11 protein-coding genes are annotated in these 13,700 nt (G+C 64.7%); 1 reads left to right on the plus strand and 10 read right to left on the minus strand.

What is annotated here, in order from left to right:
• Window positions 1-12 precede the first annotated feature (12 nt).
• Both J7500_RS14045 and J7500_RS14050 read right to left on the minus strand, forming a co-directional pair.
• A complete protein-coding gene (locus tag J7500_RS14045) occupies window positions 13-1,002 on the minus strand; it encodes a hypothetical protein (RefSeq protein WP_294062431.1) in 990 nt (329 codons plus the stop codon).
• A 347-nt stretch (window positions 1,003-1,349) separates the two neighbouring features.
• Window positions 1,350-2,951, minus strand: coding sequence for a M10 family metallopeptidase C-terminal domain-containing protein (locus J7500_RS14050; protein ID WP_294062432.1), 1,602 nt, complete (start codon window positions 2,949-2,951; stop codon window positions 1,350-1,352).
• Window positions 2,952-3,075: 124 nt separating this feature from the next.
• Here J7500_RS14050 and J7500_RS14055 point away from each other — a divergent pair, with 124 nt between their 5' ends.
• Window positions 3,076-3,336 (plus strand): hypothetical protein, encoded by a 261-nt coding sequence (locus tag J7500_RS14055; protein WP_294062433.1) that lies wholly within the window; start codon window positions 3,076-3,078, stop codon window positions 3,334-3,336.
• A gap of 30 nt (window positions 3,337-3,366) precedes the next feature.
• Here J7500_RS14055 and J7500_RS14060 read toward each other — a convergent pair whose 3' ends face one another.
• The 8 genes from J7500_RS14060 to J7500_RS14095 all read right to left on the minus strand — a co-directional run bounded on the left by J7500_RS14060 (window position 3,367) and on the right by J7500_RS14095 (window position 13,318).
• Window positions 3,367-4,965, minus strand: coding sequence for an alpha-L-arabinofuranosidase C-terminal domain-containing protein (locus J7500_RS14060; RefSeq protein ID WP_294062434.1), 1,599 nt, complete (start codon window positions 4,963-4,965; stop codon window positions 3,367-3,369).
• 135 nt (window positions 4,966-5,100) lie between these two features.
• Window positions 5,101-6,027: an alpha/beta hydrolase gene (locus J7500_RS14065; RefSeq protein ID WP_294062683.1), complete on the minus strand. Its 927-nt coding sequence runs from the start codon at window positions 6,025-6,027 to the stop codon at window positions 5,101-5,103.
• A gap of 471 nt (window positions 6,028-6,498) precedes the next feature.
• Entirely contained in the window at window positions 6,499-8,232 is a 1,734-nt protein-coding gene (locus J7500_RS14070; RefSeq protein WP_294062435.1) for an NAD(P)/FAD-dependent oxidoreductase, read from the minus strand.
• Between the two features lie 23 nt (window positions 8,233-8,255).
• Window positions 8,256-9,194, minus strand: a complete 939-nt coding sequence (locus tag J7500_RS14075; protein ID WP_294062436.1) for a hypothetical protein — start codon at window positions 9,192-9,194, stop codon at window positions 8,256-8,258.
• Window positions 9,195-9,365: 171 nt separating this feature from the next.
• Complete coding sequence (locus J7500_RS14080; RefSeq protein ID WP_294062437.1) at window positions 9,366-10,811, minus strand: hypothetical protein; 1,446 nt, start codon at window positions 10,809-10,811, stop codon at window positions 9,366-9,368.
• Between the two features lie 22 nt (window positions 10,812-10,833).
• Window positions 10,834-12,000, minus strand: a complete 1,167-nt coding sequence (locus J7500_RS14085; protein ID WP_294062438.1) for a hypothetical protein — start codon at window positions 11,998-12,000, stop codon at window positions 10,834-10,836.
• A 99-nt stretch (window positions 12,001-12,099) separates the two neighbouring features.
• A complete protein-coding gene (locus tag J7500_RS14090) occupies window positions 12,100-12,969 on the minus strand; it encodes a hypothetical protein (protein ID WP_294062440.1) in 870 nt (289 codons plus the stop codon).
• Window positions 12,970-12,985: 16 nt separating this feature from the next.
• Complete coding sequence (locus J7500_RS14095; protein ID WP_294062442.1) at window positions 12,986-13,318, minus strand: hypothetical protein; 333 nt, start codon at window positions 13,316-13,318, stop codon at window positions 12,986-12,988.
• Window positions 13,319-13,700: the final 382 nt, after the last annotated feature.

The raw sequence follows: 13,700 nt of genomic DNA on the forward strand, positions 1-13,700 counted from the left end.
GCGAATTGCGGCTCAATTGATCTTCACCTGGAAGCTCACCGAACGCGTGCCGCCGCCGGTGACGGTGCCCAGCGCGACATCGACGCCCGCGGCCGAAGCAGTGCCCGCATCGCCGTCGGCGCCGTCGGTGAGCGCATTGCCCTCGAGCTTGAGCGTGCCCGCCTGATAGGTCGTGCCGGTCGGAATGACGTCGGCGACATGGAGGTTCTCGGCCTGGCCCGAACCGGCGACGCTGGCGACGATCGTGTAGGTGATCACCGCGCCGGGCACCGGCTGGGTGCCGCCGAACGGATCGGCGACCGTCTGCGACTTGACCAGCGACACCGTCGCGAGGCTCGCGACGATCGAGCCGAGCGCGTCGTCGTCGCCGCCCGAGGCGCCGTCGACCGCGTCGCCGCCGCCCTGCCCCTGGCCGGCGAAGACCGTGCCGGGCGCGCCGGTGCCGGTGACGGCTTCGGCGGTGAGCCGCACCTGGCTGGTCTGCGCGTCGGTTGCCCCTGCCGGAAGCGCGACGACCACGAAGACCGTGATCGACGCGTCGGGCGCGATGAGCGGGCTCGCGCCGCCGTTGGTGACCACCGTATCGACTCCGGCGTCATAGATGCCGTTGCCGTTGCTATCGATCGCCACGGTCTGAACCGTGCCGTCGAAGCCGTTGCCTGCGACCGAGGGGTTGGCGGTCAGCTTGAACGCTTCCTCGCCATTGCCGGTATTGGTGACCGAATAGGTCAGCACCGCCGAAGTCGAGCTGGCCGACTGCGCCGAGCTGTCCGACGAAGCGACCGCCACGTCGATGAGTTCGTCGACGCGCACCTGCACTTCGTTCGATTCCACCGTGCTGGTGGACGTGCCCGTATTGTAGCTGGCGGTCGCCTTGTTGACGATGACGGTGCCGGCCTGGATGCCCTCGGCGTGCGCCGCGGACACGAAGCCCGTCGCTGCAAAGGAAATCAAAGCCACCGTCGCGCGACGCGCGACGCGCCCGCTCTTGCCCCGAATCATGTCGATATTCCCACCCTTGAGGATGGCGGGCAGTTAGAATCGACGGGCGGGAGTCGCCAGTAAACTCGTGTTAACTTCCCGTTAGGGCTTGGGAAAAGGCCCCGTCACGCAAATCGATTCCGGGGCGGAACAAGCGTTGATGCAACCGAACGCAATTGCATTGTTGCGAATTAAACCCAGGCTCTCTTCATGGCCGGGACCTGATTTTCGACGGCTGTAAATTATCGCGGAAGCAAGTTTGCGGACGAAATTTCCATCGAGCGAAAGTAACGGACTTACCGCGGAATCGCCTGCTCGGTACTTCGCAAAGAAGAGCCCGGGCCGCCAGGCCCGGGCTCCCGATCGAATTAGAAGAACAAGTCGCTCGCCACGACGTGCGAGGCGCCGGTGCCGATGGTGAAATCGGCCAACCCGTCGCCGTCGACGTCGCCCGCCAGGAAATTGAGCCCGCCGCTGGTGTAGCTGCGCAGCTCGCCGGCGGTGCCGCTGAAGGCCGCGTCGCCCACGAAGTCGAAGGCCTGGTCTCCGGCCTCGCCGATGTTCGCGTCGATGCCGGCGAGATGGATCTTGTCGGTGCCCGAGACGAAGTCGAGGATCGTGTCGTTGCCGCTCTGGTCGAAGAAGCGGAACTCGTCGGCCCCCTCGCCGCCCCACAGCTGGTCGTCGCCGCCCAGGCCGTTGAGCACGTCGTCGCCGCCATTGCCCTTGAGCACGTTGGCGACGTCGTTGCCGAGCAGATAATCGCGCGCCGCCCCGCCGATCGCGTTCTCGATCACGGTGTTGTAGGCGATCGAGACGTTGCGGTTCATCGTGGCGCTGATCCCCGCGACGCCCGTGTCGGCCTCGACGAGCGCCTCCTGCCCCTGCGACAGGGCGAACTCGAGCCAGCCGGCATATCCGGCTTCGTCGAACGGGGCCCAGAGGTCCTGGCCGGCCTCGGCGTTGTACGCCGCGTGCACGGCATTGGCTTCGTCGAGCGTCATCACGCCGCGTGACGCCGAGCTGAACGCCCCCGGCCGCAAGTCGAGGAACACGCCGTTGGTCGCGGTCGAGAAGTCGAACGTGTCGTTGCCGCCCGCATCATAGACCGCGAGATAGGGATAGGGATTTTCGGCGAGGTCATAGACGCCGAGCCCGGCGGTCGAGTTGGCGAAATAGACGGTGTCGTCCGCGCGCGTCGTCGGATCGGCGCCGTATTTCGACTGGATCGTCAGGATGTCGTGCAGCATCGGCGTCTGCGGGGCGACGATTCCCGGCAGCGCGAGGTTCAGCGTCAGCGCGCCACCCGACTCGATGGTGCTGAAGTAGGACATGACCGTGAATTGCCCGGTGTCCTGCGCATAGACCGAGACGATCGGATCCGGCTGGCCGTCGCCGTCATTGTCGGCACCGGCATTATAGGGCCCGGGGTGGCTGAGGCCGAGTGCATGGCCGATCTCGTGGACCAGCGTGTTCTGGCCCATCTCGCCATAGTGGGTGGCGCCCGATCCCGCCATCCACACGTCGCTCCAGAACTTCAGGTTTTCGTGCTTCCCCTCGATCGGAATGTACGACCAGCCGTTGCCCGGCGGCGATTCGAGAAAGCTGGTGGCGAGCATGATGTCGGCGCCGTTCCCGTTCTTCTCGACGATCTTCGGCGCGATGAGATCGTCCCACATGTGCATGATCTCGCGGGTCGCCGTCTTCTCGGCCTCGGTGAACGGCTCATAGCCGGCCGGCTCGACGAAATGGGCGCCGGGCTTGTTGTATTGCCCGATGGTGTGCGGGCCGTCGAGGAAGCCGAAGGTGATCGTCTTGCCGCTGATCTCCGCACCCGCGTCGATCTGCGCGATCACCTGCTCCTGGTTGAAGATCGGCTTGTCGCCGTAAGTGCCGCCGATCGAGTCCTCGAGAAGGTACGGCGTGGCCGCGGTCTCAAATTGTAGGTTGTCGGTTACCTGACGCGCCATTGGATGACTCCTGACTGTGCAGCGGTGCTGCGATACGGGGTGCCCGCATCCAGTCAGACGATGCTGCACCGCAAAACCGACACAGGAGTGAAACAAATCACTCGGTCGGGGCCCGCAGTCGCTGGTGCAGCACGGCGCCACAGTGACGCCGCGGGTGCGCGGTGAGTGGTGGCACGCGTTCCAGGACGGCGTCCGGCTCCTCGACTATACCGCATCCCCCGCCCATCGGATCTCGGCCCGGGGGTTGGAAGCGCGACCAGCTCGAGCTGTCCTGGGCAGCACGCTGCGGCTGCCCAGTGCCTGGATGTTCGATCCCGAGATGGCCCTGCGCGTGAACGGCCCGCGTTCGGTCATGCTGCGCAAAGGCCTCCAAAAAGAGTTCTGATCCGGGGCCTCTTTTGCGCAGATGGACGGCTCAGGAGTCTATCTGCACCATCGCCACCGACTTGCCCGGCAGGTCGAGCACCACGCCGCCCTTGGCCGCCTTGCCTGCGAAGGGCTTCGGGACCACCACGTCGGGCGCCTCGAAGCTGTTCACCGAGTCCACGCGCGGCGCGGTGAGCACCTGGCCGCGCGCCGAACGCACGTTCACGCCCGGAAAATGCGCCTCCACGCGAACGGGACGGGCCGGATCGATGTTGGTCACGGCGAGCCACAGCTTGCCGGCGGTGTCGCGCACCGCGACCGCGTCCACGCGCGGCAGCTTGATGTCCCCCTGGGTGTACTCGCCCGCGTCGAACGTCACCGGCACGAAGGTCGCGTCCTGGAACGGCAGGTACATCTTGTAGAGGTGGTAGGTCGGCGTGAGGACCATCTTCTCCTTGTCGGTGAGGATCATCGCCTGGAGTACGTTGATCATCTGGGCGATGTTGGTCAGCCGGACGCGGTCGGCGTGGCGCGCGAAGATGTTGAGGTTGAGCGCGGCCAGTATCGCGTCGCGCAGCGAATTCTGCTGCTGGAGGAAGCCCGGATTGCTCCCCGGGGTGGGCGCGAGCCAGGCACCCCATTCGTCGACCGCGATCGCGACCTTCTTCTCGGGATCATATTTGTCCATGATCGCGGCGGTGCGCGCGATCAGGCCGTCCATTCCCAGCGTTTCCTTGAGCATCAGCGCATAGCGGCTCTCGTCGAAGCCGGTGCTCGGCTGGGTGGTCGGCCAGCCCCCGCCGGTGGTGTAGCGGTGGAGCGAGAGCCCCTCGATGCTCCAGCTCCAGTCGTGCGCCTTCCACGCTTTCATCACCGCCTCGGTATAGGCGGGATCGTCGTCGCCCGGGCCGACCGCGATCCGCTGCATCGCGCCGGGCCCGTCCGCCGCCTGCGCCGGATTGTAGTTCCGCACGAACCTCGCGAACGGCTTCATCACATCCGTATAATGCCCAGCCAGCATCGCACCGCCGCACGACCAGCTCTCGTTGCCGAGACCCAGGTACTTGATCTTGTAGGGTTCGCGGTGCCCGTTCGCAGCACGCTCCTTGCCGGCGGTGGTCACCGGGTCGGCGGTCATATACTCGAGCCATTCGGCGGCCTCGGCGACGGTGCCCGAACCGAGGTTGACCGAGACATAGGCCTCGCTGCCGATCTGGTCGGCGAAGTCCATGAACTCGTCGGTGCCGAAGCTGTTGGGCTCGGTCGCGCCGCCCCAGTTCGAATTGATCGTGATCCGGCGGTCCTTGGCGGGGCCGATCCCGTGGCGCCAATGATATTCGTCCGCGAAGCACCCGCCCGGCCAGCGCACGTTCGGCACGCGGATCGCCTTGAGCGCGGCCACCACGTCCTTGCGGATGCCGCGTACGTTCGGGATCGGCGAATCCTTGCCGACCCAGACGCCGCCGTAGATGCCGGTGCCGAGATGCTCCGCGAACTGGCCGAAGATGTTGCGATCGATCTTGGCGCCGGGCTTGGCGCTGTCCACGGTCACCACGACCGGAGCCGAGGATCCGGCTTGGGCGAATGCCGACGGTGCCAGGGCGATCGAGAGAGCGGCGGCAGTGCCGAGACGTGCGAAACCAAGCATCATTATTCCCTGATATGTCGCTGGCGATCAGCGCGGGGGCGACGCGCAGTCCCGCGCGACCTGGGAATTAGTCCGACAAAATGACCGGCCAGACAAGCCCCCACCTTTTGGCAAGGAGGGGGTTGCCGGTTCCAATCAATGCGCGCGCTTGAGCATCCCGTGCATGCCGATCCAGCGGACATAGGAGTCGAACCAGCCGGTGCTGGTGGTCTCCTTCGGATACATGCCGAAGCCATGGCCGCCCTGCTCGAAGAAATGGAATTCGACCGGGCGCTTCGCTGTCCGCCACGAGTCGATCAGGCCGAAGCCGCCCTGGGCGAAGAACGGATCGTCGGCAGCGAGCGCGACGAACATCGGCGGAGCGTCGGCCGGCGGCGTCATCGGTGCGAGCGGTCCGTAGATGTTGGCAATGAACGCCGGCTTGGCATCCTGCCCGGCCAGCGTCGTGGCCATGGTGAGCATCGCGCCCGCCGAGAAGCCGATCATGCCGATCCGGTCCGGATCGATCTTCCACTCGCCGGCGCGGCGGCGGATCAGCGCGAACGCCGCGCGCGCATCGGCGATCTGCGGCGCAAGGTCGGCCATTGCCTGTTCCGGGCTCGGCCGCGGCGGGCGCACGGCGGTGGCGGAAAACATCTCGCGCATCGAACGCTCGAACCCCGGCATGTCGACCGGCGTCGGGTTCAGGCGATATTTGAGCACGAAGGCGGCGACGCCCTTTTCGGCGAGCGCGCGGGCGACCTGCCAGCCCTCATTCTCCATCGATAGCGTGCGGAAGCCGCCACCGGGCGCCACCACCACCGCGGCGCCCGTGGCCTTTGCCGGATCGGGAAGGAAGGGCGTCAGCGTCGCGACCGTGACATTGCGGGCGAAGACGCTGCCATATTGGCTATGCCATGCCTCGGGTGCCGTGGAGCCGGGGAGCTTGCCGGTGTCCAGCACGATTGCCGTGGGCTGCGCTGGGGTTGCGATCGGCGTCATCCGGTCGTCTTGTGCGCGTGCTGGCACTGCCAGCGCGCAAGCCAGGGCAAGCCCCGCCACGGTGTACCTCGCCCATTGCATCGGACGCACCCTTCCCGCCTTCCCCATCTTCATCACCCTCTCCGCTTGTTATGATTCCTATCTATTCTAGACCTACGGAGAGAGGCTCATCCTGTCTATCGTGACGCATTCGAAATGCTCACGCGGAACCCGCGTTGAATTGACGCGCGTGATGATGACGAATCCTGGGATCGCCTCGGCCAATCAGCGGCTTGAGTACCGAACCGGATGCGAGTGGATGGCTGGGGCGGGAGGATTCGAACCTCCGAATGACGGTACCAAAATCCGAAAAGGCTCGCCTGACAATACCCAGCCCGAACGCAACCATCTGATGTTTACGGGTTTTCTCTTCTAGCGCGTTTAGCGCGGTCCCTCAATTCCAAAATCATGTGAAGAATCGTGTGAAGTTTGCCGGATCTCGTCGAACTCGGCGGCCATGCCATTGAGGCTGGCTTTCACGTCCTCGCGTGAATGCCTCGCCAGCCGGCGGCACTAGGCGACCAAAGTGCCCCCGGCATGCTGCGGCGCGATGGCTCCTCCGCAGACCAGTCCCTCGAGAAGCGTCGCGGCGCGCTCACCCGATCTCAGTGCGCCTTCCATGTAGCCGAAGAACGCCATGTGTGTGTGTTCGCCGGCGAAGATCATGCGGCCCCAGGGTCTGGCGAGCATGGCCCCCACAGTCATCACCTGGCCCTTGGCCGGCGAGGCATAACCCGTCCTGATGAACGGCGTCTCCGGCCAGTTCGCGAATAGGATCTTCGGGCTCTTCGGATAGGCTTTCGGGTAGAGCTTCCTCAGCGCGGCGGTGCATTCATCCTTGCTCGGTGCGCGGAACGCCATTCCCCCAGGCTTCATCGGGCTCGCGATGAGCGGGCCGGCAAAGACGGCGAGCACCGCATCCTGATCCGCGCCGGTACTCATCTGGTTGTCCGTCTCCTCCCAGATCTGCCCTAGTTCGGCGGTCCCACCATCGGGTGCCGCGGGCGGCACCTCGCTGAGCCAGAAGCGCTCGCCGGTGATGGTGAAGTGCTTTATCGCGGGGCCGTCGCGCATCACCCCGATCTTCGCCTTCAAGTCGAACGCTTTCCCGCCGAGCGCCTTGCCTTTTTCGATCTTTCCGCCAGTGGTTACGCTAACGCGGTTCCAAACGGTCGGCGGCGCGGTGAAGACGACGTAATCGTACAGCGCCGGATATGGCGCCTCCTTCTCAATTTCGCCGTTCGGACTAGCCTTGCTAATGCCGAGCACAACGCCGGAATCGGTCAGGTGAATCTGCGTGACGGGGGATAGCAGATTGATCCTCGTCTTGAGCTTCCCCTTGACTCCCGCCTTGAGATCGGCCGCCATCTTCTCGGCCAGCGTTCCGCAGCCCTCTGCGCACCGGAATATCTCCAGCTCATCCCAATAGCCCATCTTGCGCTGCCGATCGTCTTCAGGGTTCTTGCCCAGCGGCCGCCCCAAGCGTTTGCCCTGACCTGCCTTCACCTTGCACAGCAAGCCAAGGAAATTCATGTCCTTCAGTTGCGCCACCTCATCGTTGACGAGCAGATGCTCGAGCATTCGCCATAGTCCGGTGATCTGCTGGGTCCCGTCGGGGCGCCTCTCGGTCTTCCTGACCCCGAACCGCTGCTGGAGCGCATTCTCGACGTCTTCTCCGTCGTAGCCTGCGAGGGTGGAGTACATCCACGGCGTCGACGGATCGAACACCAGCCCGTCGGCAAAATCGGCGATTTTCGTGAGGACGGCGTCGAGCTTGTCCGACAAGTCGAAATATTCGGCGTTCGCGAGTTCCCGGCCGTTGACCGCGAGCTTCAACCGGAGACCCTGGCGGTCGTAATGTTCGCTGTCCATGCGGCTGATGACAGAGAGGCGGTAGCGCAGCGCGAGCTCGAGCCAAGCGGTGTGGAACGATCCGATCAGTTCGGCCCCTTCCTCGATGATCCTGCCGGCTGCGAATTTCTTGCGCGTCGAGACTCTGCCGCCGACCTTCGCGCGTGCCTCATAGACCGTCACGGCCACGCCTCGCTCGCGCAGGCGAAGCGCGGCCATGAGGCCAGCGAGGCCCGCACCGACGACCGCGACCCGCGTTCCCGCAAAGAGATCGGCACAGGCTTTCGGGGGCGGCGGAAGACGCTCGGGAGAGCCCTTCAGCGCGACTTGGCCGGGGCGGCCGGCTTCGGACAAGGTTTGCAGCTCCGCCTCAAACCGCATTCTCTCGAACACCATCGCATGTCCCTTTCGCGGGGAGGCTAAAACGGGAAGGGCTGCCCCGGTGGATTGGTCGGCACAACCGGACGACGTCCCTGCTGCGTTTCAGCGGCCTGGATCGCGCGAGCGATCGCCGCCTGATCGGCCTTGGAGAACGTCGCGAACTTGGTCTCTTCGACCCGTGCGCCGTCTGCGCCAAGCCCCGCCGCGGCGTGACCGGCCCCGACGTACGTATGTCGGACTTCGTGCGCCATGGTGCGGCCGATGAGCTGGCCGAAAAGCTCAGGCCGCCAAATCCATTTTGCCGGGTCGCCGGGGTTGTCGAGCACTGTCATGACCGCGGTTTCGAGAAGCGCACGGTGCGTGGCGAAATCCCGTGCGTTGAGCGGTCCGGCACGGCGCTGGCGAACCTTTCGCACATCGACCTGCGAATCCGCCAGATCGACGAAATCGGACATGATCTCGGCGAGCGAGCAATAAGCTGACATGAACGGAAACGCGCGTCCGCCGATGATACGCTTGTCGCGCTTGGCGAGCCCCGCGCGGTCCATGTTGATGCCCTCCCGCTTGGGCGAGGAAAACGGGTTCCGGAATTGCACATCCTGTCCCCTGAGCGCGGCCTCCGCATTCTGGCCCTGGAGCCGGAAGCTGTCGGTCAGATGCGCCTGCAGCGCGCTCGAGCTGTCGATCAGCACGACCACGGAATCGGAAAAGGCGAAAGACTGCGGGAAATTGGCTTCCGACAGCGCCACGACCGTGATCTTCCTTCCCGACTCCCCCCCGACGAACGCGAACAATGCGCGAAGCTCGTCGAGGGCAGCGGTCTTCACTGCTTCGGGCAAGTTGCTGAACGGCGGCGCATCGAGAACATAGATTGTTCGGCGGTCTGCGCGAACTATCGGAAATGGCGCCGACGCGTCACCGGGCCCCTCCAGGAGAAGCTCGAGCTCGCGTTCGAAGCGAAGGCGTTCGAGTAGCATGGGCTATCTCCCTTGAGGCACAAGGGGCTTCGGACAGGGCCGGCGTCCGAAGGACCACAGCTCAGGCATTGCGCTCCTGCGCCGTCTGCCGGAGCTGCTCCATCAGCTTGCCCCATTTCGCGAGGCACTGCGGCCAGGGCCCGATCCGAAGTCCGCGTACATGGCGCGCGTTCAGGCCGCGGCCTGCACTTGCTGCTCGACCGCGCTGCTCGCCGAGGCTCCGAGGTCGATCCCCGTCAAGTTGCGGTAGGCCGTGCGATAGCCTTCGACCTTTGCCTCGATCTGGTTGAGCCAGTCCTCGAGCTCCTCGCCGGGCTGGTTCTTCCGGTGATCAACCACCTCGAGATCGAGCAGGATATCGCGGCCGTTGACCGCGCAGGAGCGGTGGACCTCGTATCGGTTGACGTCCCCACGGGTCACCGGACGCTTCAGGACGAGCAGGTCGTACGCCGCGGGGATGAATTCGTGCGCGGCTTCGAAGGCGCTCGGAATACCCAAGGTGCCACGAAGCTCGCGAATGACCGACATGGCGGAGACCGTCCACACGATGCCCGCGAGCGCATTGTAGTAGTTGCGCCCGTAGGAGAACGCCTCGAACCGCTTCTTGAGCACGTCGATCGTGTCGCTGAGGGTAATCAATGTCGCCACCGAAGGGCGTGCCGTCGGCACGGCGGTACTCTGAATCGCTACGGCCAGGCGCTTGTCGCGATAGAATTCGAGCGCATTGAAGATGAAGCGATGGAAGAGGTTGGAGAAGCCGGTGTTCACTTCCGTGTCGAGCTTCAGTGGCTTGGCCAGCAACGATTCCCAGCCGAGGCTCGTGCGATAAAGTGCTCCACGATCACGCACCGAGCTCGACATTCCCATCTTGGTCTGCCTGACCATGATCTCAAGGATCAGCGCAGTGATGTCGTCCCGCACGATGTTGGTGTTGACGCCGAGATCCAGCGAGCCGTTCGAAATCGGCAGGCGTCCGCTGGTCGCAAAGGCATCAAGGATGGCGCCGAGCACCTGATGGATGCCCATTCGTTCATGGTAGAAGAGCCACACGACGTCGCCGGCGCACAGGCGGCGCATTCCGGGGACAGGCGGCGTCCCGGGGTCGGCCGACGGATTGCGCACACCGTCGAGCGTCACGCAAGGGGTACACAGGCAGCAATCCGACGGCCAGTCGGAAGGTTGTGGGCCATGTAGGATGATCCCGCCCGATTCACAGCTCCTCAGGTCGGGATCGAGCTCGGCGGCGACCTTCTGATCGAGTTCTTCAACGGTCCCGCTGCTGCTGTCCTGTCCGAGAATCTGGTGGCGATAGAATTTGAAATAATCCCTGAAGGCTACGGTGATGTCGTCGCGATCGCTGGTCTTGATCAGCGACAGCAGCTCTTCAGCGCACGGCGGAAAGGCGACGGTCACGCGTGGCAGGTCGCGCAGCCGCTGCATGGTCGGGACTCCACGTGGCGGGGCGATCGTCAGCTGCACCAGCTGTGCCTCGCGGCCGGCGACGGAGGGACTAGCCTCGCCTGTCTGGCTCGCCGGCGCCGACTGCTGCGTCGACGCCGACTGCTGCGCCTCCGTCGACCCCTGGTTGGCGCCGGGTTGCTGCGGTTGTTTGCCCATTTCGCTATCTCCGTCTCGTTTGTCAGTTGAGGAGCCGCCGCCCCTTGCCGAGCTTGACCAGCCACTCGGTCATCATCCGGTCGAGCCGCTGCTCCGGGACCTTGCGCCACACGCGGATCATGCGGAACGCCGCCAGCTGGGCGCAGGGGGTGAGTCCCTCGAGCGCGATCTTCCTGACCGTCGAACCCGCGATTTGCTCGAGCCGCGCTGGTGCCACAGCGGGCAGGTCGAGCAGATCGAGCAGTCTGCGCCCGCCAAGCTCTCGAAAGCGGCCGCCGAACAGCGCGTGGCTGACGACCGGAATGCAGCGGCGCGCTTCAATGAGGATACGCCGGGTTTCGGGCGGCACGGCGTCGAGCGGATAGGCGTCGAGCCAGTCGTGCTCCCATGCGTCCCATGGCCCCATCCCCCACGCGCGCCGGCACCAGTCGAAGCAAAGCAGTGCGCGCAAATAGGGCGGGGGATGCGGATCGCCGGGGGCGATGCGCAGCGCCTGCGACGAGGGCATCGCAAAAATCTCGCAGACCGCCGCGGCCTCCGCCACCCCGGTCAACCCGAAGGCCCAGAAATCGGGGCCGATCTCGGACATCCAGTGCGCATAGAGCTGGCTTGTGGTGCGTGACGCCCCGGCAGCCTGGAGCGCTTCCTCCACCAGCTTTGGTAGCGCGCCCACGAGCTGCAGCCGCGCCAGCGCCTGGTGGCCGGCCTCGTGCAGCAGCGAGGTGAGGTTGTACTTCTCACTGAGCCGCGCGTAGGGAATCTGGATCAGCGGCATCGGGTTCATCGATCCGTCTGGGAACGGCACGCTCTCGCGGGCGATCGCTGCGCCGATGCCGCGTTCACAATAAACCAGCGGGGGCTCGATGGTGGCCAGCGCCGGATGGTCGCGGCGCATCGCCTCCAATGCGAGCACGTCGCATCCCGCGAGCATGGCGCCGAGCACCGGCGCGTGGCGCTGGGTGAGCACGTCCATGTAGGTGTCGAAGAAGGTGAATGCGCGGGACATGTCGAGCTCGATCTGCCCCAGCGCTCCATTGAGGTTGCGGGCCGGGGCCGCATCCCCCGCCTTTGGGAGCAACGCTTCGGCGGCGCGATGCAACCTCGCCGAGAGCCGGGCGGACGATGCGACGAGTTGCGGTTCTATGACCGCCCACTGTCGTTCTGTGATGTCGATCTCGGGTGAGAGCATCACGAGGTTCCTCAGTTTCGACAGGCTCTCGATCCGGAACTGGATCGACTGGATGCGTCTCCCGAGCCTGTCCTGTCGCCCGTGCATGGTCTGCGCACGCTATGCGCCGACAATGATGAGCTTGATCGTTTCACCCGGAGCCACGCGCAGGCGCGCGACACGCCCCTGCGCGCGCCGGCGCATACCCGGGACCGTGGGGCGTCCCCTGCCGGTCCGGGCCTGTGCCTTGGCGATTGCATGTTGCACGGCATTGTTTGCCAGGCGCATGGCTTCGGCAGGCTGGTCCGCCTTGGGCGTGAGATTGTTCGCGAGATGCTCATATGCTTCGCGCGATAGGTTGACGTAGTTTTCCCATGTCTCGCGCTCCTGCGCCGGGCCATCGCCCGCTTGCAGTCCGATCGCCTTGACCGCGTCCAACATGGCGCCTCCGCCGGGCACGACACTGCCCAAGGCTTGTTTGCCGAAGTTGAGCAGCGCTCCTTTCACATTGCCGCGCGCGAGCTGGAGAGCCCCTTTGAGACCGGGGAAGAACCTGTTCACCCCAAGGGTCAGGCCCTTCTTCGCCAAGGACCTCAGCATCTTGTTCTTGGTGAGGCTTTTCAGCCCGCGCTTGAGAGCCCCGAAGAAGTATTCCCGTTCGATGTCGTCGAGCACCTCGCTCATCGCCGCATCGGCTTCGTAGGGGCTTTCGAAGTTCCGGCTGCCGATCTCGAGCAATCGTTCCACGAACTCGTGCTCGGTCTGGTCGGCGTACTCGCCGCCCGAACCGGACTCGAATTCGGAGTCCTCACCGCCGAGGGCGGTCTCCCATTCGTGTTCGGTCTCGGTATCGGGGTCCTCCTCGAACTCCCATTCCATGTCGTCGCCGGCACTCTCGAAGCTGATCTCGAACGTGTCCTCTCCAGGAGCTTCCATCTCCAGCTCGAACTCGCGCTCCAGCTCCGAAAGATCGTCGTAGTTGTTGTTCATGATCGACCTCCGCCCTTCAGGTGGAAAGTTCTGCAGCCATGCGCCGAATGGCCTCTGCGAGATACGCTGCGTTTTCGCGGCCCAGCGCGATCGGGCGGCGAGCGAGACTGATCCCGCTTGCACTTCCTCCGTCCGGCGAAAGCACGAAAACCGCCAGGGGCGGATGCGCGAGAATTTGCTCGAGGCAGCGATCCCGGTTCCCCGGACCGTCCTGCGTCACGACGATGTCCGCCCGGTGCCCGCGCGCCTCTCGCAGGCAGTCCTCGTGGCGTGAGGACTGGCTCGTGATCACGATATCCGGCTCGCGATCGAGCACATCGGCAATGATGATCCGGAGCATCGCCGGCATTGGACCAAGATGAACACGGATCGGACTCACCGCCGCCCCAGCTTTCAAAGCGCGAAAACTGCCATCGGAACGAATGGGCGCGCATGAACCCCATGGCGCGAAATGGGTTCATGTCGCGGTCCGGACCGTCGCGGACAATAGTCGAACCCGAATGAAGCGTGGCCGAAGGCCGCAAAGACCAAACAACCCCCCTCTTTGGGTCTAAGTCACTTATATCGAATGGCCAGAAACCGATTCAACAGCAACTAATTGGCGCGTTCGCGAATCACTGCGCTTATGATAGTTTCAGTTTTTCGTGCGCTGGGAATGTCCGCCAGGGGCAGCGAGTCAGGCCGGATGACCAAGAGTCCATATTTCGTAGAGACAAGCGCGTACGGCGGGC

Source organism: Sphingomonas sp. (assembly GCF_017744835.1).
GTDB lineage: Bacteria > Pseudomonadota > Alphaproteobacteria > Sphingomonadales > Sphingomonadaceae > Sphingomonas.